23 protein-coding genes and 2 pseudogenes are annotated in these 24,519 nt (G+C 61.2%); 19 read left to right on the top strand and 6 right to left on the bottom strand.

What is annotated here, in order from left to right; all coding sequences use genetic code 11:
• The first annotated feature begins 26 nt into the window (after positions 1 to 26).
• Genes AC3A4H_RS04970 through ggt form a run of 5 tightly spaced genes read left to right on the top strand, consistent with a single transcriptional unit; the run spans position 27 to position 5,491 of the window.
• On the top strand, positions 27 to 944 hold the full coding sequence (locus AC3A4H_RS04970; protein ID WP_487765681.1) for an ABC transporter permease: 918 nt from the start codon (positions 27 to 29) through the stop codon (positions 942 to 944).
• A gap of 7 nt (positions 945 to 951) precedes the next feature.
• Positions 952 to 1,848, top strand: coding sequence for an ABC transporter permease (locus tag AC3A4H_RS04965; protein WP_487765680.1), 897 nt, complete (start codon positions 952 to 954; stop codon positions 1,846 to 1,848).
• 1 nt (position 1,849) lies between these two features.
• The gene (locus AC3A4H_RS04960) at positions 1,850 to 2,899 is read left to right on the top strand and encodes an ABC transporter ATP-binding protein (protein WP_487765679.1); all 1,050 of its coding nucleotides are present in this window, start codon (positions 1,850 to 1,852) and stop codon (positions 2,897 to 2,899) included.
• A complete protein-coding gene (locus AC3A4H_RS04955) occupies positions 2,896 to 3,858 on the top strand; it encodes an ABC transporter ATP-binding protein (RefSeq protein ID WP_487765678.1) in 963 nt (320 codons plus the stop codon). The genes AC3A4H_RS04960 and AC3A4H_RS04955 overlap by 4 nt, the downstream gene beginning before the upstream one ends.
• Positions 3,859 to 3,877: 19 nt before the next feature.
• Positions 3,878 to 5,491 (top strand): gamma-glutamyltransferase, encoded by a 1,614-nt coding sequence (gene ggt / locus AC3A4H_RS04950; protein WP_487765897.1) that lies wholly within the window; start codon positions 3,878 to 3,880, stop codon positions 5,489 to 5,491.
• Between the two features lie 140 nt (positions 5,492 to 5,631).
• Here the strand turns inward: ggt and AC3A4H_RS04945 are convergent, their stop codons facing one another.
• Positions 5,632 to 5,985, bottom strand: coding sequence for a terminase gpA endonuclease subunit (locus tag AC3A4H_RS04945; protein ID WP_487765896.1), 354 nt, complete (start codon positions 5,983 to 5,985; stop codon positions 5,632 to 5,634).
• Positions 5,879 to 6,451 (bottom strand): terminase gpA endonuclease subunit, encoded by a 573-nt coding sequence (locus AC3A4H_RS04940; RefSeq protein WP_487765677.1) that lies wholly within the window; start codon positions 6,449 to 6,451, stop codon positions 5,879 to 5,881. Before AC3A4H_RS04940 ends, AC3A4H_RS04945 begins: the two co-directional genes overlap by 107 nt.
• 8 nt (positions 6,452 to 6,459) lie before the next feature.
• Between AC3A4H_RS04940 and AC3A4H_RS04935 the strand changes: the two genes are divergently transcribed.
• The 3 genes from AC3A4H_RS04935 (at position 6,460) to AC3A4H_RS04925 (ending at position 7,944) form a co-directional block, all read left to right on the top strand.
• The gene (locus tag AC3A4H_RS04935) at positions 6,460 to 6,945 is read left to right on the top strand and encodes a hypothetical protein (protein WP_487765676.1); all 486 of its coding nucleotides are present in this window, start codon (positions 6,460 to 6,462) and stop codon (positions 6,943 to 6,945) included.
• 64 nt (positions 6,946 to 7,009) lie between these two features.
• Complete coding sequence (locus tag AC3A4H_RS04930) at positions 7,010 to 7,648, top strand: hypothetical protein (RefSeq protein ID WP_487765905.1); 639 nt, start codon at positions 7,010 to 7,012, stop codon at positions 7,646 to 7,648.
• Positions 7,630 to 7,944 carry a hypothetical protein gene (locus AC3A4H_RS04925; protein ID WP_487765675.1) on the top strand — a complete coding sequence of 105 codons (315 nt, stop codon included), beginning with the start codon at positions 7,630 to 7,632 and terminating at the stop codon, positions 7,942 to 7,944. Before AC3A4H_RS04930 ends, AC3A4H_RS04925 begins: the two co-directional genes overlap by 19 nt.
• A gap of 389 nt (positions 7,945 to 8,333) precedes the next feature.
• On the opposite strand, the pseudogene AC3A4H_RS04920 reads toward AC3A4H_RS04925, so the two are convergent.
• Both AC3A4H_RS04920 and AC3A4H_RS04915 read right to left on the bottom strand, forming a co-directional pair.
• Positions 8,334 to 9,398, bottom strand: a pseudogene (locus AC3A4H_RS04920) (IS91 family transposase).
• 3 nt (positions 9,399 to 9,401) lie between these two features.
• A pseudogene (locus AC3A4H_RS04915) lies at positions 9,402 to 10,311 on the bottom strand (tyrosine-type recombinase/integrase).
• Between the two features lie 253 nt (positions 10,312 to 10,564).
• On the opposite strand from AC3A4H_RS04915, the gene AC3A4H_RS04910 reads away from it, so the two are divergent.
• On the top strand, positions 10,565 to 11,197 hold the full coding sequence (locus AC3A4H_RS04910; protein ID WP_487765674.1) for a hypothetical protein: 633 nt from the start codon (positions 10,565 to 10,567) through the stop codon (positions 11,195 to 11,197).
• A gap of 514 nt (positions 11,198 to 11,711) precedes the next feature.
• Here the strand turns inward: AC3A4H_RS04910 and AC3A4H_RS04905 are convergent.
• Positions 11,712 to 12,755, bottom strand: coding sequence for a LacI family DNA-binding transcriptional regulator (locus AC3A4H_RS04905; RefSeq protein ID WP_487765673.1), 1,044 nt, complete (start codon positions 12,753 to 12,755; stop codon positions 11,712 to 11,714).
• A 50-nt stretch (positions 12,756 to 12,805) separates the two neighbouring features.
• On the bottom strand, positions 12,806 to 13,840 hold the full coding sequence (locus AC3A4H_RS04900; protein WP_487765672.1) for a nuclear transport factor 2 family protein: 1,035 nt from the start codon (positions 13,838 to 13,840) through the stop codon (positions 12,806 to 12,808).
• A 372-nt stretch (positions 13,841 to 14,212) separates the two neighbouring features.
• On the opposite strand from AC3A4H_RS04900, the gene AC3A4H_RS04895 reads away from it, so the two are divergent.
• From AC3A4H_RS04895 to AC3A4H_RS04850, 10 genes are all read left to right on the top strand, one after another.
• Positions 14,213 to 15,262 carry an ABC transporter ATP-binding protein gene (locus AC3A4H_RS04895; RefSeq protein ID WP_487765671.1) on the top strand — a complete coding sequence of 350 codons (1,050 nt, stop codon included), beginning with the start codon at positions 14,213 to 14,215 and terminating at the stop codon, positions 15,260 to 15,262.
• Positions 15,263 to 15,358: 96 nt separating this feature from the next.
• Entirely contained in the window at positions 15,359 to 16,543 is a 1,185-nt protein-coding gene (locus tag AC3A4H_RS04890) for an ABC transporter substrate-binding protein (protein WP_487765670.1), read from the top strand.
• Between the two features lie 93 nt (positions 16,544 to 16,636).
• Positions 16,637 to 17,659: a carbohydrate ABC transporter permease gene (locus AC3A4H_RS04885; RefSeq protein ID WP_487765669.1), complete on the top strand. Its 1,023-nt coding sequence runs from the start codon at positions 16,637 to 16,639 to the stop codon at positions 17,657 to 17,659.
• 9 nt (positions 17,660 to 17,668) lie between these two features.
• Complete coding sequence (locus AC3A4H_RS04880) at positions 17,669 to 18,877, top strand: carbohydrate ABC transporter permease (RefSeq protein WP_487765668.1); 1,209 nt, start codon at positions 17,669 to 17,671, stop codon at positions 18,875 to 18,877.
• Positions 18,878 to 18,891: 14 nt separating this feature from the next.
• A complete protein-coding gene (locus tag AC3A4H_RS04875; protein ID WP_487765667.1) occupies positions 18,892 to 19,428 on the top strand; it encodes an ester cyclase in 537 nt (178 codons plus the stop codon).
• 11 nt (positions 19,429 to 19,439) lie between these two features.
• Complete coding sequence (gene hisD, locus AC3A4H_RS04870; protein ID WP_487765666.1) at positions 19,440 to 20,747, top strand: histidinol dehydrogenase; 1,308 nt, start codon at positions 19,440 to 19,442, stop codon at positions 20,745 to 20,747.
• Positions 20,744 to 21,796 (top strand): ester cyclase, encoded by a 1,053-nt coding sequence (locus AC3A4H_RS04865; protein ID WP_487765665.1) that lies wholly within the window; start codon positions 20,744 to 20,746, stop codon positions 21,794 to 21,796. The genes hisD and AC3A4H_RS04865 overlap by 4 nt, the downstream gene beginning before the upstream one ends.
• Entirely contained in the window at positions 21,793 to 22,560 is a 768-nt protein-coding gene (locus AC3A4H_RS04860) for an SDR family NAD(P)-dependent oxidoreductase (protein WP_487765664.1), read from the top strand. Before AC3A4H_RS04865 ends, AC3A4H_RS04860 begins: the two co-directional genes overlap by 4 nt.
• A 10-nt stretch (positions 22,561 to 22,570) precedes the next feature.
• Positions 22,571 to 23,545 (top strand): nuclear transport factor 2 family protein, encoded by a 975-nt coding sequence (locus AC3A4H_RS04855; protein WP_487765663.1) that lies wholly within the window; start codon positions 22,571 to 22,573, stop codon positions 23,543 to 23,545.
• Between the two features lie 4 nt (positions 23,546 to 23,549).
• Positions 23,550 to 24,518, top strand: coding sequence for a cupin domain-containing protein (locus AC3A4H_RS04850; RefSeq protein WP_487765662.1), 969 nt, complete (start codon positions 23,550 to 23,552; stop codon positions 24,516 to 24,518).
• Position 24,519: the final 1 nt, after the last annotated feature.

Below are 24,519 nucleotides of genomic sequence, written 5' to 3'. Positions count from 1 at the left end.
TAACCGACGAACGAGGAGGAATCTGCGTGCTTGTCTTCACGCTCAAGAAAATGTTCGTGGGTCTCCTCGTGATGCTGGCGGTGTCTGCCATCACGTTCGCGCTGACGAACGTGGCGGCCGACCCGGCCAGGACTCTCGCCGGGGAGGGCGCCACATCGGCTGACGTCGAAGCGATACGGGTCGCCTATGGCTTCGACAGGCCAATCTTCACCCGTTACGGTGAATGGCTCGGCAACACGCTCCAGGCAGATTTCGGCGAATCCTATCGCCAGCGCCGCCCGGTGACGGAGGTGATCTCCGAGCGCTTGCCAGTCACGCTGACGCTCGGAGGTATCGCCTTCGCGCTGGCCATGCTGATTGCCGTACCCTTGGGAATTGCCGCCGGTCTTAACCCCAACTCGTGGGTCGACAGGCTGGCCCTGGGTGTGGCCATCGTCGGGCAGGCGATGCCCTCATTCTGGTTCGCCCTGATCGGGATCACCGTGTTTAGTGTGGGACTGAAATGGCTTCCCGTGTCCGGTTCGTCGAGCTGGGCCCATTTCGTGCTGCCCTCGGTGGTTCTCGCATACTATGCCACGCCGACGCTGATGCGGCTCACCCGCGCCGGGATCGTTGAGGTCATGGGGTCGGACTATATCAGGACCGCGCGGGCGAAGGGGCTCGGTCGATCCAAGGTGGTCCTCAAGCACGCGCTCAGGAATGCAATCCTCCCGCTGGTTTCAGTAGCGGCCGTGCAGTTCGGCTTCATGTTGGGCGGGTCGGTCGTCATCGAAACAATCTTTGCCATGCAGGGTGTCGGCTATCTCGCGTGGGAGGCCATCTCCTACTCGGATCTTCCCGTGATCCAGGCGATCGTCTTGGTGATCGCGTCGATCTACGTCGTCCTGACCTTTGCGGCAGACCTGCTCAATGCGTGGCTTGACCCGCGCCTTCGGACCAACTGAGGCGACCATGACCGACGTTGCAATTCCATCAACGCCAAGGGTGAAGGACGTCCTGTTCTTGGCCTTGGGTCACCGCAGCCTGCTGATCGGAGCTGTCGGCCTGACGCTGATCCTGGTCCTCGCGATCTGCGCACCGCTGTTCACCTGGCACGACCCCTATGCCCAGGATCTGGCAAGCCGGCGCATCCCGCCGGTTTGGTACGCCTGGTTCTGGGATCACCCAACCGCGAGCTGGGATCATCCGCTCGGCACCGACAAGCTGGGACGGGACTACTGGTCGCGCCTCCTCTATGGCGGCCGCATCTCGATTTTCATCGGAGCTGCGGCAACGCTGATGTCCGGCCTCATCGGGACGTCGCTCGGAGTCACGGCCGGCTATTTTGGCGGGCGCATCGACATGGCGATCTCGTTCCTCATCACCACACGGCTGACCTTGCCCGTCGTCCTGGTGGCGCTCGCGACGGTGGCGATGCTCAATGCATCCCTGACGGTCATAACGCTGGTCCTCGGACTTCTGCTGTGGGATCGCTTCGCGGTGGTCATGCGCTCGGTGACCATGCAGATCCGCTCGCAGGAATTCATCGTCGCGGCCAAGGCCATCGGATGTTCCACACCGCGCATCATTCTTTCCGAGATCCTCCCGAACGTCGCAGCTCCGCTAACGGTTATAGCCACCATCGAGATGGCGACCGCGATCCTGTATGAAGCCTCGCTGTCGTTCCTCGGCCTCGGCGTACAGCCGCCACTCCCCTCCTGGGGCCTGATGCTGGCGGAGGCGAAGGAGGAGATCTTCTTCTCGCCTTGGATGATCACGCTACCGGGCATCGCGCTGTTTGCGCTGCTCATCTGCATCAATCTGCTGGGCGACGGCATCCGTGACGTCACCGCTCCCGGAGGCCGGTGAGATGACATCTGACAGACAAGACCGGGTCATCCTTGAGGCCCGCAACCTCAACGTGAGACTTGAGACTTCTCGCGGCAGTCTGCACGTCGTAAGGGGGCTCGACTTTGAGGTCTCGTCCGGCGAAACCGTCTGCATCGTCGGCGAGTCTGGCTGCGGCAAGTCCATGACGTCCCTGGCCCTGATGGACATCCTGCCACGCTCAGGGACGCGCACGGCCGACAGACTGACCTTTGAAGGCAAAGATATTTTATCTGCTGGCGAGCGCGCAATGTCGCGTATTCGTGGCGATCGGATGTCGATGATCTTCCAAGAGCCGATGACGACGCTCAACCCGGTCTACACGATCGGCGATCAACTGACCGAGCCTCTGTTGCGGCACCGGAACATCTCCAGGCGCGAAGCTTATAAGAAGGCCGAGGAGATGCTCGAGAAAGTCGGGATCAGCGGGGCCGCGCGGCGTCTGGGCCAGTACCCGCATCAGCTCTCCGGTGGTCTGCGGCAGCGAGTTATCATCGCCATGGCCCTGATATGCAATCCTAGCCTCGTCATTGCCGACGAGCCGACGACGGCGCTCGATGTAACGATCCAGGCACAGATATTGTGGGTCTTGAAGAACCTACAGAAAGAGCTCGGCATGGGGATGATCTTCATCACCCACGACCTGGGCCTTGTCTCGCGCATCGCCGACCGGGTGCTGGTGATGTATGCGGGAAAGATCGTCGAGCAGGGGTCGGTGAGGGACGTCTTCCGCAACCCTCGCCATCCCTACACGCAGGGCCTCCTGCGGTGCATCCCCGTTCCCGGCATGACCAATGTCGGGGCGAGGCTCGGATCGATCCCGGGGGTCGTTCCAAACCTGTTCGAAAAGATCAACGGATGCGGATTTAGGACACGGTGCCCGCGGGCCATGGAAGCCTGCTCGGCCGGCGAGATTCCGCTGAGGCAAAGCGCCTCCGGGCACCTCGACAGGTGTTTGCTTCCCGAAAGTGAAGTCGGTCGCGTGTGGAGCGACAATGATCAACTCGAAACACTCGAGGGGGCGGTTCGATGAGCGCGTCGTTGCTGGCCGTCTCTGGCGTCACCAAGACCTACCGGGTCAGCCAGGGCATATTTTCACCCAGGAAGCCGCTCAGTGCACTGAGGGCGATTGATCTCACGATCAACAAGGGCGACATCCTTGGCATCGTCGGCGAGTCGGGATGCGGCAAGTCCACCCTGGCCAAGATCCTTCTCGGCCTCGAAAGGCCGACTGAGGGTCAGATTACCTTCGAGGGCAAGGATCTTAGGTCAGTCAACACCGCGATGATGTCGCGGCGCGTGCAACCGGTGTTCCAGGACCCGTACTCCTCCCTCAACCCGCGAAAAACGATCGGCTCGATCATAACGATGCCGCTGAAGGTCCACCGGATCGGAACGCCGCAGACGCGTCACGAGATGTTGCGTGAAATCATGGACGGGGTAGGGCTGCCGGGCCGCCTGGCGGATTCCTATCCCAACCAGCTGTCCGGCGGACAGCGCCAGCGCGTTGCGATCGCAAGGGCGCTGGTGATGCGGCCGGAACTGGTGATCTGCGACGAGCCGACCTCGGCCTTGGACGTGTCGGTGCAGTCGCAGATTCTCAACATGTTAATGGATCTGAAGGACCGGTTCGGCCTGACATATGTCTTCATCAGCCACAACCTGGCGGTGGTCGAGCACATAGCGACGCGGATTGCGGTGATGTATCTGGGGCGCGTCGTTGAGCAGGCTCCGGCGGCAGAATATTTCGCGTCCCCGCGGCATCCATACAGCAACGCGCTGATGGCGTCCGTGCTCACGCCGGACCCGGACCTCGGCGTGCCCGACCTAAACCTCGGAACCGTTTTCCCGAACCCCCTGGATCCACCGTCCGGCTGTGCGTTTCACCCCAGATGCCCGCGAGCCATGGAAGTCTGTTCCAGGGTTCAGCCGGCAGCAATCCCGGCCGGGGAAGCACTCGTCGAGTGCCACCTGTATGGCTCCGAATCCTAATGCAATGGAGAACAGATCAATGAGCATCTCGCGATCTATGGTTGTCGCGCCGCAACCGGAGGCCGCCGAAGCGGCGGCCGACATATTGGACGCGGGCGGAAACGCCATCGACGCGGCAATTGCCTGCGCCTTTGTTCAGGGCGTCGTCGATCCGCTGATGACCGGCATCGCCGGTTTCGGCAGCATGGGAGTTTTCTCCAGGACCACGGGCGTTCACGAGTACATCGATTTCCATGCGCCGGCCCCCAAGGCGGCGCGTGACGACATGTGGGCGGACCTGATCGTCGGAGAGGCGCGGGACGGCTACGGTTTCATCACGAAGGGCAATGTCAACGACATCGGGTACCAGTCGATTTGCGTGCCGGCTGCCTTGCGCGCCTACGAAACGGCTCACGCGAAGTTTGGCAGACTGCCCTGGGCCGAGGTGATGGCACCTGCGATCGATTGGGCAAGGCGCGGATGGACCGTGCGGCCTCATGTGGCGGCATGGTGGTCTGCCGAAGGGGCCATGGGCCGAATCGGCGGACCGGAACGCCTCAGCTACACCGAGGCCGCGAAGGAACTCTATTGCGACGATCACTCCAGGCCCAAGCAGGTCGGTGCCACCGTCGTCAACAAGGACCTGGCAGTCACCCTGGAAGAGATTGCCCGGTCGGGCGCGGATGCCTTCTACAGAGGCGACATCGCGGCCAGGATCGCGGAAGACATGCAGGCCAACGGCGGACTTTTGTCACGCGAGGACCTGGCCGACTATGCTCCCGATCTAACGTCCCCCGTCTGGGGCGACTATCGCGGCTACCGCGTTGCCACCAACCAGCCGCCGGGCGGCGGCCTGATGCTCCTGCAGATGCTCAACATTCTTGAGAACTTTGATCTGCGGTCGCTCGGCCATAACTCTGCCGAGTATATCCGCGTCGTTTGCGAGGCCATGAAGGTGGCGACCGCCGACAAGGATCGTTACATCGGCGATCCGAAATTCGTCGACGTGCCTGTCGATCGCCTACTCTCGAAGGCCTATGCCCAGGATATCGCCGATGGTATTCGGCAGGGCCGGAAATTTGAGGTGCCGCGGTTCAATTCCGGACATCCCTCCAAGGACACGACGCATCTGAGTGTTGTCGACAAGGAGGGCAACTGCGTATCGATGACCCATTCCCTCGGCATGCCTTCCGGTGTGATCACGAAGGGCCTGGGCTTCATGTACAATGGCTGCATGGGCGTCTTCGATCCTCGACCCGGTCAGACGGGTTCGGTCCATCCGGGCAAGGCGCGGTTCAGCTCCATCTGTCCGACCATCGTCTTCAAGGGCGACACCCCCTATGTGGTGGTGGGAGCGCCCGGCGCCACGCAGATCGCTATGGGCGTGCTGCAGGCTGTCCTGAACGTTCTTGATTTCGATATGAAGATGAGCGACGCGGTCGCCAGTGCGCGGTTCTCTGCGACCAGTAACATCATCGACGTGACGAACAGGATTCCGAGGCGCGAAACGCGCAAGCTGGAGGATCAGGGCTACACGGTAGAGCGCAGTCCGCTGACCTACGGCGTGGCGTGGGTCCACGGCATCCGGATTGTTGACGGAGCACCCGACGGCGGGGCAGATCCGGGAGCAGATGGCATCGTTCTGTCGGTCTGAGGTCTTGGCGCGCCGCCGGTTTCGGCGGCGCGCCTGAACACGCTTCGCAACAATGTGCGGCGAAATTCGACATGAGAGCTGGAATGAGACACGCAGAGGCGGCGGGAACTTGCCGGCGTGGTTGCTCTTCGTGTGCCGCTCTACGCCATCCAGGAGCTTCGCCGGATGCGCCGCACCTGTCGCCGCCTGCTTTCGAGCGTGTGTGTCTGAGGCGGTGAAGCTGAAGGACTGGATGCGGCCTCAGGACCCGCTTCTGGCGCCGCTGCGACCAGCGGCTCTGCAGGCAGGCCAAACTCTGCCTCGAGATCGCTCCAGTGGGACGGGGGCCAGCGGTCGGCGCCGCTCAGCCAGGCGGCGGCACGGGCGTAGACGCGGCAGTCGAGTGCCTCATTGCGTTCCCTGAGCTTTTGCCATTCCAGCCGCGAGAAGCCGCGCTTGGTTCTGAGCGTCACCAGCTGCTCGCCGACGAACTGCTTGCACCACTCGCTGTCGATCCAGGCAGGCAGGCAGGTGGACGGTGCCGGCGGGGTATGTTGCGCCGGCGTCGAGCTCCTCGTCGCTTGGCCGCGGCAGGCGCAAAAAGCGGTAGGTCTCGGCCTTGAAGGTCGAGCCGGCCACGGTCCACAGCTTGGCGCCGCGGCGGAGGCGTTTTCCCCGGGACGTCGCATCGACATAGGTCGGGCCGGTGACCGGACTGGCGCGGTTGAAGCTTTCAACGCCCTTGATCGGGGCGACCTGGGCCGCGCCGGAGCGCCTCGCCCAGGCATAGACGGCCGGCGCCTCATAGCCGGTGTCGATCGCCAGCCTAAGGATGCGCATCGCCTTGCCCGAGGCGCTCGGCCAGGTGCGGGACAGCAGTTGGTCGAGACCGCTCCAGCAGGCGGCGTCGCCGGGGCCGCCGTCGAGCACGACATGGTCGACGAGCCAGCTTTCCAGGCCGCGGCCCCCAGGCCCAGACATCGACCTCGATGCGATCCTTCTGGACATCGGCGCCCACCTATGCCACGTACTTCCGGCTGCTGAAGGCCAGCGACGATGATCCGAATGTCGTCCGTCCGAATGTCGTCCGGAAGAAGGCGGCCTTGGCGCTGGCACGCTTCCTGAAACTGCACCCCCACAATATCGCTCAGAAGACCGAAGTGATGGTGGAGCATTTCCATGCAGCCACCCAGCACAAGGTTGGTGGCCGCGCCAAGGCGATGGTCGTGGCCGGATCGCGGCTTGAAGCGGTGCGCTACAAGCAGAGCTTTGACGCCTACATCAAGGCGAAGGGATACGCGATGAAGTCACTCGTCGCGTTCTCGGGAGCTGTCGCCGACGAAAAGCTTCCAGATGTCACCTACACAGAAGAGGCGATGAATCGGGGGGTCCGCAAAAAGGAACTGCCTGACATCTTCGCTACCTCCGAATATCAGGTTCTACTCGTAGCAGAAAAAGTATCAAACCGGCTTTGACCAGCCGCTGCTCCACACAATGTATGTGGATCGGCGGCTTTCAGGCATTCAGGCGGTCCAAACCTTGTCACGTCTGAACCGCATCCACCCCTTCAAGGAAGATACCTTCATTCTCGATTTCGTGAACGACCGGAACGAGATTCAGGAGGCCTTCAAAGCCTATTACGAAGGTGCGGAGATCGGAGAAGAAGTCGACCCGAACCGAATGTACCAGATCAAGGGCGAGCTGGATTCCAGCGGAATCTATGCTCTCAGCGATATAGAGCTATTTTCCGATGTCTATTTCAAGCCAAAGCTGAAGCAAAGTCCTGCGGATCACCAGAAGATGAATGCCATCATCGATCGACCGGTCTGCAACTTCTCCGATCTGGTAACGAGCGATCCTGCCGAGGCAGAGGTATTGCGCGGAAAGGTTCTCGCCTTCGGCAGCCTATACGGCTTCCTGAGTCAGATTATCCCTTATCAAGATTCCGATTTGGAAAAGCTGTACGTTTTTCTGCGCCATCTCGTATCAAAGCTACCGAAAAAGGGGGCAGCCCCTCCTACCAGTTCGATGACCAAGTTAGACTGGACTATTATCGTCTTCAAAAAGTCAGTGAGGGGGCAATCAGCCTGTCTGAAGGGACTGCCAAGCAGCTCGACGGGCCATCCTCCGTTGGCTCGAAGATTGCTCGTGAGGAGGAAGTGCCTCTTTCCCGGCTGATCGATGTCGTCAATGACCGGTTTGGCACTGATTTCAACAATGCTGACCAGTTGTTCTTCGACCAAATCGTCGAGGCCGCCATGGCAGACGCTAACTTGCGGCAAGTAGCTATTGCGAATCCTGGTGAAAAATTCGAGCTGCTGTTCAAAAATCTGCTGGAAGCCCTTTTCGTGGAACGGATGGATCAGAACGAAGAAATTTTCGCTCGGTTCATGAATGACAAAGCTTTCCAAGGACTGGTCACCCACTGGCTCGCGACACAGGCGTATTCAAAACTCAGGAATTCGCTCGAGTAGCACTTCCGCTGTGAGCGGAGCTTAGCGCTGAATGCTCTGAGCGACTTCTGCTTGTGCGTCCTCGCCCACCCGAAGCGGACGGTCCGCTAGCGTGAAGAGTTTCGGGCGCCGGCAGGCGTACAAAAGTCCCCGAGGAAGGAACCCGCGGCCCACGGGCGATGCCTATGGGGATTTTGGTTTGGGGACGGTGTCAGGGATGGCGTGTCCGCCGCCGGGAAGCGCCGCAGTTGATGCGGACGGACCATCTCGTCTTGCGATGAGGCGGAATTGTCGGCTCGGCACACGGTCGGACGCGGTCCTGTCGGCATCGATACTCATGATGGACGCGCGTGGATCCGTTGCCGGAGGCTGAGTGCCTGCGAGCGAAGGCTGGACCATGCCATGCCGGGTCATGGGGCGGTCTCCCGGTTCGCCGCCGCCTCGTTCGGCGGTCCGCGCGGCTGCCGCCACCGTTCGAACACCTCGATGACGATCATGCGTCCACCGCAGCAGGGACATGATGGGCGCACGTCGTCCGGTTCTTCCCGAGGACCGTCGTCGGGCGATGGAGCGACGTCCAGCAGGTCGCGGGCGCGTGCGATGCTGGCCTTGCGGGCGGATCCGGCGAGCAGGCCGTAATGCCGGATGCGGTGGAAGCCGCGCGGCAGGACATGCAGCAGGAAGCGGCGGATGAACTCGTCGGTGGCGAGCGTCATGACCTGCTGACGGTCGGCGTCGTCGCGGCGGTAGTCCTTGTAGCGGAAGGTGACGCCAGCCTCGTCGAAGGCGATCAGGCGACGGTTCGAGATGACGACCCGGTGCGTGTAGCGCGACAGGTAGGCGAGCACCGCTTCCGGCCCGGCGAAGGGCGGCTTGGCTTAGACCACCCAGCGCTTCTTGCGGACGGGCGACAGGTGGCGCAGGAAGGCCGGGCGCGACGAGATCCAGCGGCTCCCGTCCGGCGCGATGCCGCCGCCCGGCACGATCATGTGGACATGCGGATGATGCGTCAGCGCCGAGCCCCAGGTGTGAAGCACGGCGGTGATGCCGATGCGTGCGCCAAGGTGCCTGGGATCGGTCGCGATGGTCAGCATCGTCTCCGATGCCGCCTTGAACAGCAGGTTGTAGACCAAGGCCTTGTTGTGGAAGGCGATGGCGGCGACCTCGGCGGGCAGCGTGAACACGACATGGAAGTAGCCGACCGGCAGCAGGTCGGCCTCCCGCTCGGCGAGCCATGTGCGCGCCGCCGCGCCCTGGCACTTCGGGCAGTGCCGGTTGCGGCAGGAGTTGTAGGCGATGCGCCGCTGGCCGCAGTCCTCGCAGGCCTCGACGTGACCGCCAAGGGCTGCGGTGCGGCAGCGTTCGATCGCCGACATCACCTTGAGCTGCTGCAGGCTGAGATGGCCGGCATGGGCGGCCCGGTAGGCGGGCCCGGCAGCGCGGAAGATGTCGGCGACCTCGATCGAGGCGCGCACGGCTCAGCCGTCGGGCGAGCTCTCTTCCGGCTTGAACAGGCCGAGCTTGTCGAGCGGGCTGGTGACGGCACGCACCGTCCGGGTCGCGACCTTGGCGTAGAGGGCGGTGTTGTCGAGCTTGGCGTGCCCGAGCAAGACCTGGATGACCCGGATGTCGACGCCGTCCTCCAGCAGGTGGGTGGCGAAGCTGTGACGCAGCGTGTGCGGCCCGACCCGCTTGGCGATGCCCGCGGCCTGTGCCGCCTCGACGACGATCCGGTGGAGCTGTCGGGTGCTGACCGGCTTCATCGGGTGCTGGCCTGGGAACAGCCAGCCGTCGCGGTGCATCACGCCCTGTTGCCGCCCGACCTTCCACCACTGGCGCAGGAGGGCGAGCAGGTCGGCCGACAGCATGGCGTTGCGATGCCGCCCGCCCTTGCCACGCTCGACCCGGATCAGCATGCGCTCGCTGTCGATGTCGGCGACCTTCAGCACCGAGACCTCGGCGACGCGCAGGCCGGCACCATAGGCGACCGACAGCGCGGCCTGGTGCTTGAGGCAGGTGGTGGCGTTCAGCAGCCGGGCAACCTCGTCGCGGCTGAGCACCACGGGCAGCTTGCGCGGGTGCGCCAGCCGGACCAGCTTGCGCGCCAGATCGGGGCGGTCGACCGTGTGGGTGAAGAAGAAGCGCAGGTCCGAAACGATGCTGTTCCAGGTTGGCACGGGAACACCGTCGTCCTGCTGCCCGACCTGGAACCGGCGCAGATCATCCGCCGTCGCCGTATCCGGGCGGCCGGCCCAGAAAGCTTGCGAACCGTCCGACATCGCGTAGGTAGTTGCGCTGCGTCTCCTGGCTGAACCGGCGCAGGGTCATGTCGTCGATCAGCCGCTGGCGCAGCGGGCTGATCGGTGCATCGAGAACAGGATGGGGCATGGTCGGGCTCCTTGTTGAAGAAGCCCGAGATGCTCTGCCCAGCCGGACGACGTTCAATGCGGGCGCGGCGGCCGGCCCGTGACCTCTACCCCACCGCGCGCGCCCATCCCGCGCAGCAGGTTCGTTCAACGGCCCCAAACGCGACCGCTGAGCAGTGGCCCGACGATGACCGCTTCCGGCCCAACTCCGATCATGGCCGAAGCACTATTGACTGAAACCTGCTGCTCGAAGCATCCTTTGCAAGAGCCGGAGCATGGTGCGCGGGCGATTGGGGGGGCGTTTAGCTTTGAGAGCAGAGGAAATTTTCGAATCGCACAGCGGCAAGTACGCCGCGCAGGCTTACTGGAACGCGCTGACGAAGCTGCGTTCGGCCTGGAAGGAGGTCTTCGGGGAGGATCTTCCGACGGTAGGCAACCGTGCCATGGATGCGTTCGAGCAGGCGATCGACGTGATGAAGGTCCAACTCGCGACCGACGCCGCCGGGGGCAAGAGGCTATGCGACCATCTGGACATTGATACGAAGGACGACATCGCCGAGGCGCTGCTCGGCTGGGCCGACATGGACGACCTGCCCCCGAAAGTGGTGAAGCAGGCGATGCTTGAAGAGTGCTTGAACCTTGGAGATGGCCGACACGAACTCCGCAGCCTACTTCGGCCCGTCCTCGACAAGGTGTTCGCCGACGGGAAAACCCGGCGTCCCCGTGTCGGGGCTAACCGTCACTGGCCACGGCTACTGCAGTACCTGCGCGAACTTGAGGAGGAGACCGACTGGTCGCCGGCGGGCAGAGGCATCCGCTTGATGAATTTGGGTGGACGTGGGCGCGTCGCTCGGGAGCCCAGCGATCCTGCAAATTTGGCGGTTAGGATTGACCCCGACCACGTCTGAGCTTCGCCACCATTTGTCGAGCGTCAAATTAGATTTGCACTGTGAGGCTCTGCGGCGGAGCGTCGATCCGCGATCAATATTTTAATGACCATTACCGCAGGATGGTACTGAGTGCTGGCGCAGGAGGACGTCCGGCCCGCCGGGTCGGGTGCAATAGCAACCACCCCGCATCGTCCCGCTACGATCGTTTCGACGCCGGACTTGCGGGCTATCGGCGCCCGGCGATTATGCGTCGTCGGGTACCGCCTGACGCTGCTATGCGGGTATGTGGAGGCACTCAAGAGAAGGGCATGCTGATGCCCTATGCGCCGGCCTCGACCAGATCAAGGATCGTTTCAACAGGATCGAAGGCGCCAGTCACGGCGTCGAGGAGCCGAAGAGCTGGAAGGACCTGACGAAGCTGAAGGCAATGTATACACGGCGTAGCCATTGTTTTCGTGAGGATCACCTCGACATTTCAGCTTCGGCGGGCATCCCGTTCACCTAGGGCTGGACGACTAGGAGATCCATGCTATTAGCGGCGGCTTTGGGCGATAATGCTTTCTACCGTTGCGCTGTCGGGAAGCCGGGCGGACGCGCGAATGGCGACATCCGCCGGGATGACGACGTTTTCCTTCCGAACCTCACGAGCTTCAATTTGTTGCATCAGGATGCTCACAGTTTCGTCTATCATTCTGCCTGAAGGCTGCTTGACGCTCGTGAGCTTGTAACCGCCCCATCCGGCTTCCGGAACGTCATCGTAGCCGACGATCGATAGATCATCCGGAACGCGGAGATGAAATTCGTCGCGCACAACGTCCATTACGGAGAATGCCATGTGATCGTTTGCGACAAAAATCGCGTCGGGGCGTTCGTCACCGCCGAGGAGTTCACGCGCAGCCCTGGCAGCGCTGTCGAAATTGTAGTCACCAACTTTTCGACGCCAGATCGACTGTCCGCTCTCTGCGAGGCCCTTCTGGAAACCTGCTTCACGGTCTCGGTTCGTGGACGAGTCTTCCGAACCTGCGATGAACGCAATTCGCTGATGTCCCGCCGCTACCAGCAGCCTCGCGAGCAAGAGGCCTCCCTCCATGTTGTCGGACGTTACACTGCTCGCCAAAGAGGTCGGGACGTAACGATTGAACAGCACCACGGGAATTCCGGTATCAGCACATTCCTTGGCTAGGCTGGACGACATGGTCGCAGAAGCCATGACAATACCCTCGACCTGGTACTGCAGCATCTTCAACACCATCTGATCCTGATTGCCGGGGTCGGTCATGAATAGCAGGACCTGAAAATCCTTCTCCTGAAGCGCTCGAGTCAACTGTTCAAGCACGATCGGATAGAACTGGTTGTCGAGATAGGCGACAAGGACAGCGATCAGCCGTGAGCGGCCGCTGATCATCGCCCTTGCCAGCGCGTTGGGTCTGTAGCCAAGCTCGCGAGCCGCTTGCAACACGCGTTCCTTGGTGCTTTTGGAGACGCTGGCTCCCGGCGTGAAGGTGCGGCTTACGGCCGACTGCGAAACCTGGGCGAGGCGCGCCACGTCGTCAGAAGTGACTGGATCCTTAGCCATGGTTGCGATCGCCTATCATCCAAGCCTTCACTGCCGCTGCCCCTCGCATTTCATGGCAGCCTTCCACGCCGGAAGAACGACTGCATCCTGGCGAAGACGTCTACATCCATCTGAAGAAGCAGGTGGATAATGTCGAGCGGGACCCAGTTCTCGCGGATCAAACCGTCATCCGCAAGGTAGAAGTCCATCACCCGCATGTTCACGTCACGTCCGGTCGGGGAGGTACCAAGAAAATTTCCACCGATATGCTTTGCCAAGACGCTCGGCCACCCACCAGTTGCAGAGTATTTCCCATCGCCTATTCGAGCATAGTGGTTTCCGCCTTTACGGTTCGGGAATGCAATCCGGAAGGGCAATTGATGGTAGTCGACAAATCCCTGAAGCGTGCGCGCCGTCCCGATCCCCGCCGGACCGTACCACATCATCTTCGGGTGCCAGAATTGCTTCTGCGGCATATTGAGCAGGCCGTCGCGCCCCTCATTCTTCTCGTCATCATAAGCCCCCAGCGAGGCCTGCATGTCGAGCGTGAGTTTGAGGCTTGCGGCAGAAGCCTCCGGGTCCTGTTCTGAAAGCAAGATGCCGTCGGCCGAGATGGGGCAGGGCCACTGTTCCTCCGTGCCCAGACTGGGCGGCAGGGGCCAGAACCCCGCCTGGCGGATCACATCCAGCACGTCGATGAGAACCGTACTCAGGCTGATCTTTCCGTCAATGATCTGGTGGAATTCGCCGTAGCGAATATAGATGGGCCTGCCAGTGGCGGGGATGGTCAGCCAGTCGTTGCGGAAGGTGCCGCAGTAGTGCCCCACGGCACCCACGAGATCGGTACCATAGCAACTGCCGCCCATGAATATCGTGTCGCGCCGCTCAAGGTCGGGGAAAGCTTCGAGAAGCGGGCGCCATACCTTGTTCTCGATCGCGTCCACCCCCTGCATTTCGTTGAGCGGATGGGAACCACGCCACTCAGCGTTGGGGTGATAGGCTTCAGATATCCTTTTGCCTACGGAACCGGGGGTGGACTCCGCTAGTCGCGCAAGCGCGGAAAACGCGAACTTCTTATTACGCAGGGTGATGCTTTCCAGAACCATCTAGGTCTTCAATCCCAAATTACTCAGCGCGAGATTGCATACGCATTCAATTTTTGTCAACGCACTGGAATTCACCGACTGCGGCTCGCCTGCAGCAAATTCGAGGGGAGATCAACTTGACCGAGGAAATTTCCTTTGGCGCGCACTGTAAGTAAGCATCTGAAATTAAATAGATATATTGCGATGGCGATAAGTCGCTCTGCCTGAGGTTGGAGGCCCCTGCGGTTCTGCCTGGCAGGGGTTTTGGATGCCGTTGGGGCAAAAAATATTTACTGCCGTATTGCATACGTATTCAATTTCTGCCAGTCATAGTTGGCAACGGTCCGTGGCTGACCTGGTTCAACACATTTCATCAGGCTTAAGAGGCTTCCAGTGGCATCTGTTTCCTTGCGCAATGTGACCAAGCGGTGGGGTGCTTTTGCCGGCGTGCAGGAAGTCTCCCTGGATATCGCAGACAAGGAGTTTCTGGTTTTCCTGGGGCCGTCCGGCTGCGGCAAGACCACAACGATGCGCATGATCGCTGGGCTTGAAGATCCTTCCTCGGGCGAGGTTCGGATCGGCGATCGCGTCGTCAATGACCTGGAGCCCAAGGATCGCGACGTGGCCATGGTTTTCCAGAGCTATGGCCTTTATCCCAATCTGACCGTCTACGAGAACATTCGCTTTCCACTCAAGGTGCGCAAGGTCGACAAGTCAACCCATGACGCGCGCGTTCGCCGTGCCGCCGACATGGTAGAACTCGGCCCGCTGCTTGAGCGGAGGCCTCGTGAGCTTTCAGGTGGGCAGAGGCAGCGTGTCGCGCTTGCCCGTGCGATCGTGCGTCAGCCAGCCGTGTTTCTAATGGACGAGCCGCTGTCGAATCTCGACGCCAAGCTACGTGTCTCTACCCGCGCGCAGCTTAAAAATCTGCATCATGAGCTGCAGGTCACGACGATCTACGTTACGCACGACCAGATCGAAGCGATGACGCTGGCCGACCGGGTGGTCGTCATGAACCGCGGCACGTTCCAGCAGGTAGGCACCCCAACCGAGATTTATGACCGCCCAGCAAACACCTTCGTTGCGGCATTTATCGGATCTCCAGCGATGAATCTGGTCAATGGCGAGATCGCCAATGGAGTGTTCGAGGCCAAGAATGTGCGCATTGCAGGGTTGCGAAGCGACCTTTCCGGGCCCGTGACCTTGGGCTTCCGGGCAGAGGACGCACGCATCTCGGCTGGGGGCGGAGGAGAAGTAGCTGCGCCGATCTACAGCGTGGAGCTTCTTGGCGACGCAACGATGGTCACCGTTCGCGCAGGCGACGCACTAGCGGCAGTCAAGGCCCCTAAGGACTTCCGGGCCGAGATCGGTGATGCGGTCGCCTTCTCCATACGTCCGGAGGTCTGTCACCTGTTCGACGATAGATCCGGTGAGCGGCTCTAAATTTCGGTCGGAGGCAGAGCCGGAAGGCTCGACAATCAACAGCAAAGTCCAATGGGAGGTTGGCATATGTTTAGACGACTGGCAGTGGCGGCAGCAGTGTCCCTGCTCGCTGTTGCATCCGCGCACGCGGCATGCAGCTACGAGAACAAAGTTCCCTTGAAATCCCTGAGCGCGGGGTTCGAAGCTTGGAAGGCGGTGACGGGGGCCATGGCCGAATGCGGCAACTTCCGCGCCGAGCTCGATCAGGACTTCGCCCAGAAACAGCCCGCGGCCTTGGCAGCAAAACCTGCGCTCTATCAGATCGGCGGTGTGGCGACCGAAAGCATCGTGGCGCTGCTTCAGGACGGAACCATCCGTCCGCTCGATGAACTCGTCGCCAAATACGGCCAGAACCTTCAGGCCAACCAGCTCATCAAGATCGATGGCAAGGTCATGGCCGTTGCGATGATGGTCAACGCGCAGCACCTAGTCTACCGCGAGGACATCTTCAAAGTCTTGGGCATCGCGGTGCCAACGACCTACGACGAGGTTCTTGAGGCCGCCAAAAAGATCAAGGAAGCCGGGGTCGTGAAATATCCGCTCGGCGGTACCTTCAAGACCGGGTGGAACCTCGGCCAAGAGTTCGTCAATATGTATCTCGGCTTTGGCGGTACCTTCTTCGGCGAAGGCAATGTTGCTTCGGTGAACAACGAAAAGGGCGTGACAGCCCTTGAGATGCTCAAGGCGCTTTCCGAGTACATGGACCCGGAATTTCTGGTGTCGGATTCGACCACGGTCCAGCAGCAACTGCAGCAGGGAACCGTCGCCATGGCAAATCTCTGGGCGTCGCGCGCGGGAGCGATGGACGATCCGGCCGAGTCGAAAGTCGTCGGCAAGATAAACGTCGCCGCCGCGCCCGCCGCGGTTCCAGGCGGCAAGCCTGCTACCACGATCTGGTGGGACGGCGTGACCATCGCCAAGAACATCTCCGACGAGGAAGCCGACGCGGCGTTCAAGCTGGTCATGCAGGGCCTTAGCGAAGATATGGTCAAGGCCAACAACGACGCGGCCGTTTGGTTGGTAAAGGGCTACCAACCAGGAAAACTGGCCGCCGGCGCGTTTGCATCGGCAGAAGCAGGTGCACCTGCCTATCCTGCTTCCCCGGCGCTTGGACTGCTCCACACCGCCTTCGGCAATCATGTCTCCGACTTCCTGACGGGCAAGCGTTCCGCCGAACAAACGTTGGAAGACATCGAGGCAGTGTACGAGACTGCCGCCAAGGAAAAAGGCCTGATCAAGTAGTCGGCCAGGAATGCCTACGCACAACAACCCACTCCTGACACGCCGGCGCAAAGCGCCGGCGTGCATCAACCGACAAACCAAGGCAGCGGCGGAATGAAGTCACGCACCTTTTACGCCTTTGTCGCGCCGTCCCTTCTGTTGATGGTCGTGTTTATCGCCCTGCCGCTCATCAGCGTCTTCGTCCAGAGTTTCCAGGTCACGCAACAGGTGTATGAACAGGTCACGGTCGAAACCTGCACGCCGGGTTTCCTGATCCAGAACTGTGTCCAGGAAACCAAGTCGACGGCCGTCCTGGACGAGAACGGACGACCCGTGGTCGAGACCAGGTTCGTCGGTCTCGACACCTACCGAACGCTGCTTCGGCCGACAGCTGTCGCCAGAGCCATCACGTCTGGTGGGTTCTCGGATATCCTCAGCATCGATTTCTACAAGGCCCTGCGATTCACGCTGACATTCACCTTCGTGACGCTGCCTCTGGTTCTTGCGTTCGGGTTGTTGGTGGCCGTCGCGATCAACAACATCACCAAGAGGGTGAGGGGACCGGTGATCTTCATCACACTGCTGCCCTTCATAATCACCCCTGTCATTGGCGCGCTGTCCATCCGGTGGCTGTTCGTTGGGGACGGCATCATGACGGCCGCCCTCGAACATCTCACGGGCCAAAACATCGCGGTTTTTGCCAATGGCTGGGCGATCGAAGCGCTGATGATGTTCTATAGGGTCTGGAGCGTGACGCCGTTCGCATTCGTCATTTTCTATGCTGGCCTCCAGACCTTGGATCAGGACACGCTGGAATCGGCCATCGTTGATGGCGCGTCCCGTTTCGAACGGCTGCGTTACGTCGTCATTCCGCATCTCCGGCCATTGATCGTGTTTGTCGCGCTCATCCATCTGATGGATGCGTACCGTGTCTTTGAGGAAGTCGTCGGCTTCTCGAGCCAGGCCTATCGGATTTCGCTTCAGTGGCTGACCTACGATTTCCTCATTCCGGACAACAGCGGCAACCGCTCGATCGCCCGCGCGTCCGCATCGTCAATGCTCACCATGATCGGCATCGTCATCCTGCTCATTCCGCTGTTGCGGCAGGCATGGCGCGACCATCGTGTGAAACGCTAGGAGCGAACAATGGCCGACACCAAGGCGCTTCAGCCCCCCACTGGCCTCAAGGTTGCGACGGCTGCGTTCGTCGCGGTCTGGGCCGTAGTCGCGGCATTTCCCCTCGTGTGGATCGTGGTGATGTCGTTCAAGCTGCCGCTCGACGCGTTCGCTGAAGACCCATTTCAGGTCCTGCTGGGCTATCAAACGATTCAGGAACGCGGGGGCATATCTGCAATCGCTGCAATCCTTGGCCTCGCTGCCGTGATTGTCGCCGTACGCATCCCGGCTTGGATCGACTATGCCGCCTTCACGAATGCGCGGATCGGGCGTAGTCGCGCGGGAAAACAGGTTGCCAAGTCAGCTCTTTATCTGCTCTTGGCGGCCGCAGCCTGGTGGGTGCTCCCGGTTCTCGTCCGCAGCCTGGAAAGCGTTGTCGCGCCTATTCCGGGACTTGGCCATCTGGCGCGTCCGCTGTTCGGTCTTACCTTCGAGCATTACCGTGCGGTTTGGGTGGACTACGGGTTCTACCGGAACTTCATCAACTCCCTGATCATCACCTTCGGCACCGTCACAATCTCGCTCACCGTTGGGACACTCGCCGGGTACGCTCTGTCACGCGCCAACAGCAATCTGGCTTTCTGGATCCTGATAACTGCGCTCATTTTCCGGGCGCTGCCGCATTCGGTGCTGGTGACGGGCTACCTGCCGCCCTTCATCAACTCCCGCGAACTCCTCATGCCTCTGTGGAATGCACCCGTACTTGGCTCCATCCTGCATGTGTTCAGCGATGCCCCTCCGACCCTATACGGCCAACCCCTGGCGGTCATAATGGTTCTGGTGTCGATCAATCAGCCCTTCACGATCTGGATGCTTCGCTCGTTCTTCCAGAACATCCCGACGGAGTTGGACGAGGCGGCACGGGTCGATGGCTGTTCGCACTTCGGCGCTTTCTGGCGGGTGATCATGCCCGTCATGTGGCCAGGAGTGATCACGACGGGACTGTTCTCGTTCCTGCTGGCCTACAACGACTACCTGGTCTGCTCGCTGCTGCTGGATGCTCAGTCGCAGACCATGGTCCCCGCCATCACCGGGTTCTTCAACCGGGAAACCACTACCACCGACCAGGTCCAGGCGGTCGCAGCCGCGGTGTCAATCACTGCTCCGCTCTTCCTCCTGGTCATTGTCTTCCAAAAGCAACTCGTGTCCGGCCTGACGCAGGGCGCGGTCAAAGGATAACAAAGGAGAACATCATGAAAGGCTCACGCCCCGAACAGGCAGTGCTTACCAAAAACAACGACCGCTCGAAGACGGAAGAGACGAGGCGGGTCGTCGAAGGAATGGTCGATGGTCTTAACGATCACGTCATCGACGGTATCGGCACTTTCTTCGCGGAGAGTTTCCGCTGGCTCGGCAATGCAGGCTGCGGCACCAAAAATGGCCTGAAGGAGTTTCAGGACAACTGGCAGCGTCCTTTCCAGGCGGCCTTCTCGGACAAGGTCTGCATTGACGAGGCACGTTTGGCCGAGGGCGAATGGATGGCGGCATTCGGCCGTCAGGAAGCCACCCATTCGGGCGAATTCATGGGTATTGCTCCGACGGGCAAGCGTGTCGAGATCCGCTACATGGACTTCTGGAAGGTCGTCGATGGCAAGATCGTAGACAACTGGGTGATGGTTGACTTCCCGCACGTGATGCGCCAGCTCGGTGTCGACCCGTTCAATGGTCACGGCTGGGAAGAGTACGACGCGGGCCGAAAGGTGCCGCCGCGGCCGGCCGCCGCGGTCTGAGAGGATCTATCATGATCCGTCATCTGAAGACCGCCAAGAGCGAGGCTGCGCGCGCCGAAGACGACGCGCGGGTGCGTTCGACCGTCGAAACGATCCTGGCCGACATAAGCAACCGCGGTGACGCCGCGGTTCGCGAACTCTCGGAAAAGTTCGACAAGTTTTCCCCGGTGTCGTTCCGTCTGAGCGAACAGGAGATCGAGGCTGCGCTGGCGCAGGTCGGCAAGCGCGACCTGGAAGACATCAAGTTTGCCCAGGAGCAGGTTCGAAAATTCGCTGAAGCCCAGAAGGCCTCGATGAAGGACATCGAGGTCGAAACGTTGCCTGGCGTGATCCTCGGCCATCGCAACATCCCGGTTAACTCGGTGGGCTGCTACGTTCCTGGAGGCAAGTATCCAATGGTCGCCTCCGCACATATGAGCGTGGTGACTGCCAAGGTGGCCGGCGTGAAGCGCATCATCGCGTCCGCTCCTCCACAGGGCGGCGCGCCGCATCCGGCGATCGTTGCTGCGATGCATTTGGGCGGAGCTGACGAGATCTATTGCCTTGGCGGCATCCAGGCGATCGGCGCCATGGCGCTCGGAACCGAAAGCATTTCACCCGTCGACATGCTGGTCGGTCCTGGCAATGCCTTCGTGGCTGAGGCCAAGCGCCAGCTTTATGGCCGCGTCGGTATCGATCTCTTCGCGGGGCCGACCGAAACCATGGTCATCGCCGACGAGACGGTCGACGCGGAGATGTGCGCGACCGATCTTCTGGGGCAGGCCGAACACGGCGTGAATTCCCCCGCCGTGCTACTGACCAATTCGGAGAAACTGGCACGCGAAACGATGGCCGAGATTGAGCGTCTGCTCACGATTCTGCCGACCGGGGCCACGGCGGCAAAATCCTGGGAGGACTACGGCGAGATTATCGTCTGCGACACCTACGAGGAAATGCTCGAGCTGGCCGATTTCATCGCTTCGGAGCACGTCCAGGTGATGACGGACCGGGACGATTGGTTCCTTGAAAACATGACCAGTTACGGCGCGCTGTTCCTGGGGCCGCGCACCAACGTCGCCTACGGCGACAAGGTCATCGGCACCAACCACACCCTGCCGACCAAGAAGGCGGGGCGTTACACGGGCGGGCTTTGGGTCGGCAAGTTCCTGAAGACGCACAGCTATCAGAAGGTCATCACCGACGAGGCTTCGGCACTGATCGGCGAATATTGTTCGCGGCTCTGCATGCTCGAGGGCTTCGTCGGCCATGCCGAGCAGGCGAACGTCCGGGTGCGCCGCTACGGCCACCGAGACGTGCCGTATGGGACGGGCGCAGAATGATCCTCGATCGGCATACCCGCAACAAACAGCTGATCGCATCTTTGCGGTCAGCGATGTACGACTTTTCCGAGGCAGGCGTTCGTTCGGCCCTGGATCGGCTGCTTTCAGCGGATGCACTTGTCAGGCTGCCGCATCCGATTGGCGACACGGATGCGGGTGCCTTCTTCGACAAGGCCTACGCCGACCTATTCAAGGCCATTCCGGATATTGAGCGGCGCGACTACATTGTCATGGCAGGTCCGGACGCAGCCGACGCCGACTGGGTTGGATGCGGCGGCTATTACACCGGAACGTTCTGTGCCCCATGGCTCGACATTCCGCCCACGGGGCATCAGGTGTCCATGCGGTTCCACGAGTTCTTCCGGCTTGAGAACGAGCGAGTGGTTGAGGTTCAAGCCATCTGGGACATCCCAGAGGTGATGATGCAAGCCTCGGCCTGGCCCTTGGCACCCAGCCTCGGTCGTGAGTGGCACGTGCCGGGCCCGGCCAGCCAGGATGGCATCGTGCCCGGTCCGTACGTTGCGGCTGAAGGCGCCTTCAGCCGCAACCACATCGTCGACATGCTTACGGCCTTGCAGCGGTACCCATCCCAGGGCGGGCCAGAAGTCATGGAGATGGACCGCTACTGGCATCCCCGCATGAACTGGTACGGACCCGCGGGTATCGGGACAGGGCGCGGCATGCGCGGGTTCCGAAACTGGCACCAGATCCCGTTCCTGAATGCGATGCCGGACCGGGGACAGCACGTCGAGCAGATCGACTGTCACTTCTTCGGCGATCGCAACTATGCGGCCGTGACAGGTTGGCCGAATATGATCCAGACGCTGTCGCATGGCGGCTGGCTCGGTATTGCGCCCGCCAACAAGCGGATCGAAATGCGGTCGCTCGATTTCTGGCGGATCGAGAATGGTAGGATAAGAGAGAATTGGGTCCTGGTTGATCTGCTGCACGCATATGACCAGCTGGGGGTCGATGCTCTGGGGCGTATGCGGGAGTTCAACAAGGCGCGTATTGGCTTCGATCCCGAAACCGGGAGGGCTCGTCCGTGAGCCGACTCCCACGCACGCCGTCTTTCCGGCTGGATGGTCGAAGGGCGGTAATCACAGGCGCCTCCCGAGGCATCGGGCTCGGCTGCGCAGCGGCCCTTGCCGAAGCGGGGGCGCACGTCGTTTGCGCCGCCCGCGGACGTGACGCGCTGAACGAGATCGTCCGGGCGCTAACGGCGGAGGGCTTTTCCGCGGAAGCCCTCCAACTCGACGTCGACGATCCCGTGGCCGCGTCAGCGGCGATCGACGCAGCCGGGCCATTCGATATCTTTGTCAGCAACGCGGGACTGGCCCGGCATGCCCCCATGGTCGAAACCTCAGTGGCAGATTTTGATGCAGTCGTGAACGTCAATCTACGCGGAGCCTATTTCGCGACGCAGGCAGTGGCGAGGGGCATGGTACGGGCGGGTAAGGGTGGCTCGATCATCTCCATTTCGTCGCAGATGGGGCATGTCGGCGGCATCGACCGTACCGTCTATGCAGCAACCAAGCATGCCCTTGAGGGAATGACGAAATCCGCGGCTATCGAGCTTGGGCCTCACAACATCCGCGTCAACACGATCTGCCCCACCTTCATTCGCACACCCTTGTCGGAGCCGACCTTCCGCGATCCGGATCGTGCTGCCTGGATAGCCTCGAAAATCAAGCTCGGGCGTGTCGGCGAGATCGAGGACGTCATGGGTGCAGTCGTGTTTCTCGCTGGTGATGCAGCGACGATGATCACGGGCACTTCACTTCTGATCGATGGCGGATGGACCGCCGGATGAGGTACTAAAAATGGCACTCAAAGGATTTGACCCCAAATTCAAGGATTTCCCTGACTACATCATCGGGATCACCAAGGAGATCTGGGAAGACCGCAAGATCGCAACGTTGCATCAGTATTATGCGGAAACAATGCCCGTGCGCTCGCCTGCGTCACTGGTGATCGGCAATAAGAACGTTATCGCCGCGACCATGGCGACGCTCGCCGAATTTCCCGACCGCACGCTGCTGGGCGAAGATGTGATCTGGTGCGGGAGCGAGGACGACGGCTTTCTGTCCTCCCACCGATTGCTGTCCACGGCGACCCATTCTCGCCCGGGCGTATATGGCGAGCCGACAGGTAAAAAGCTGAAGTACCGGATTCTTGCCGACTGTGCTGCCCGCAACAATCAGATCTATGACGAGTGGCTAATCCGCGATCAGGGCGCGATCGTCCGCCAGATGGGCTGGGATCCGAAGGCGTTCGCGGCCGATTTGATCGAGCGTGAGGGGGGTCTAGATAAATGCGTGAAGCCATTCACGCCCGAAATGGACGTGAGCGGCGGCTACACGAGCAAGGGCAATGATCACCCGGTCGGAAAGCGCTATGCGAACATTCTCACCCGGATCATGGACGCCGACATGGCGGTCATCAATGAGGAATATGATCGAGCGGTACAGCTCGAGTTGCCCGGCGGAGTGACGGGACACAGCTTCGGCGACGCGGACCAGTTCTGGATGGGACTGAGGGCAGCGCTGCCGAATGCCCGGTTCGAAATCCATCATCAGATTGGACGCGACGATCCCGAGTTCTCGCCTCGCGCGGCGGTTCGCTGGTCGTTGACCGGCAAGCACGATGGCTGGGGCGCGTTCGGCACCCCGACCGGGGCGGAAGTGCATGTCATGGGCATCAGCCATGCGGAATTCGGCCCCTGGGGGCTCAGACGCGAATACGTGCTCTTCGACGAGACGGCGATCTGGAAGCAAATTCTTCTCAAGACAGGATGATCACATGACACCCGCAGAAATGGAAAGGCGCATTGTGCGCTACGGCGACCTTGTGCCGTGTAAGACCGCGTTCATCGACGCCCACACGCCGGGTTCGGACCAGAAGGAAAACTTCACGATCATCGGCGGCGGCGTTTCCGAAAGCGCGGACCAGCATATCCACATCAGGGACACGCCGGGCTTCAACATAGGTGCCGCCGGGCAGCCACCGAAGTGCCGTAACTCGTTGCATTCGCACCGCACTGCCGAGGTCTTCTACGTGCACAAGGGACGCTGGCGCTTCTTCTGGGGTCGCAACGGCACGGCCGGGGAGGTCATCCTCGAAGAAGGCGACATTTTCGATATCCCCACAGGCATTTTCCGGGGATTCGAGAACATTGGCACGGATTACGGGATCATCATGGCGATCTTGGGCGGCGACGACGCGGGCGGCGGCGTGATCTGGGCGCCTCAGGTCATCGAGGATGCCAGGGACCACGGGCTGGTGCTGTCTGAAACGGGCAAGCTCTATGATACCAAGAAGGGCCAGCAGCTCCCGTCGGGCGTAAAACCGATGCCGCTGCTGACCGAGGAAGAGTTGACGGCCTTCCCGGAAACTCCGGTGGCAAAGGTAGTGCCGGACTATGTTGGCCGCTATCTCGACATGGTGTCGCTCTCGAAGTCAGCTCCAGCTCGGGTGATCGGAACCTCGGAAGATGCCCTCATCCGTGACCGAGCTGGTTTTGAGGTGGATTTCCTGAGCCGCGGATCCCTTGGCGAAGGCTGCTATTCGACGGATCGCCATGAGGTGCTCCTCGTACACCGCGGTCACTGGAAGCTTGCCTGGGAGGGTGGCTCATCCACTTTGGCGCCGGGTGACACTTGTGCGGTGCCTCCTGGACTGGAGCGTTCACTCACCCCTTCGATGTCGGGAGAAGCAGCGCTCTTCCGGGTCCGCAACACCGACGATCCGGCTGGTGCAACACGCCTGTAAT

It is taken from the genome of Pseudaminobacter sp. Soil_N_29, assembly GCF_057656055.1.
This window is presented reverse-complemented; position numbering and strand designations above follow the sequence as displayed.

Bases quoted from the DNA above. Each gene is read 5' to 3' on its own strand.
- AC3A4H_RS04965 (WP_487765680.1), top strand. From the start codon at position 952: ATGACCGACGTTGCAATTCCATCAACGCCAAGGGTGAAGGACGTCCTG.
- AC3A4H_RS04960 (WP_487765679.1), top strand. From the start codon at position 1,850: ATGACATCTGACAGACAAGACCGGGTCATCCTTGAGGCCCGCAACCTC.
- AC3A4H_RS04955 (WP_487765678.1), top strand. From the start codon at position 2,896: ATGAGCGCGTCGTTGCTGGCCGTCTCTGGCGTCACCAAGACCTACCGG.
- ggt (WP_487765897.1), top strand. From the start codon at position 3,878: ATGAGCATCTCGCGATCTATGGTTGTCGCGCCGCAACCGGAGGCCGCC.
- AC3A4H_RS04940 (WP_487765677.1), bottom strand. From the start codon at position 6,451: ATGTCTGGGCCTGGGGGCCGCGGCCTGGAAAGCTGGCTCGTCGACCAT.
- AC3A4H_RS04935 (WP_487765676.1), top strand. From the start codon at position 6,460: ATGCGATCCTTCTGGACATCGGCGCCCACCTATGCCACGTACTTCCGG.
- AC3A4H_RS04910 (WP_487765674.1), top strand. From the start codon at position 10,565: ATGGTGCGCGGGCGATTGGGGGGGCGTTTAGCTTTGAGAGCAGAGGAA.
- AC3A4H_RS04905 (WP_487765673.1), bottom strand. From the start codon at position 12,755: ATGGCTAAGGATCCAGTCACTTCTGACGACGTGGCGCGCCTCGCCCAG.
- AC3A4H_RS04900 (WP_487765672.1), bottom strand. From the start codon at position 13,840: ATGGTTCTGGAAAGCATCACCCTGCGTAATAAGAAGTTCGCGTTTTCC.
- AC3A4H_RS04885 (WP_487765669.1), top strand. From the start codon at position 16,637: ATGAAGTCACGCACCTTTTACGCCTTTGTCGCGCCGTCCCTTCTGTTG.
- AC3A4H_RS04880 (WP_487765668.1), top strand. From the start codon at position 17,669: ATGGCCGACACCAAGGCGCTTCAGCCCCCCACTGGCCTCAAGGTTGCG.
- AC3A4H_RS04875 (WP_487765667.1), top strand. From the start codon at position 18,892: ATGAAAGGCTCACGCCCCGAACAGGCAGTGCTTACCAAAAACAACGAC.
- hisD (WP_487765666.1), top strand. From the start codon at position 19,440: ATGATCCGTCATCTGAAGACCGCCAAGAGCGAGGCTGCGCGCGCCGAA.
- AC3A4H_RS04865 (WP_487765665.1), top strand. From the start codon at position 20,744: ATGATCCTCGATCGGCATACCCGCAACAAACAGCTGATCGCATCTTTG.
- AC3A4H_RS04855 (WP_487765663.1), top strand. From the start codon at position 22,571: ATGGCACTCAAAGGATTTGACCCCAAATTCAAGGATTTCCCTGACTAC.
- AC3A4H_RS04850 (WP_487765662.1), top strand. From the start codon at position 23,550: ATGACACCCGCAGAAATGGAAAGGCGCATTGTGCGCTACGGCGACCTT.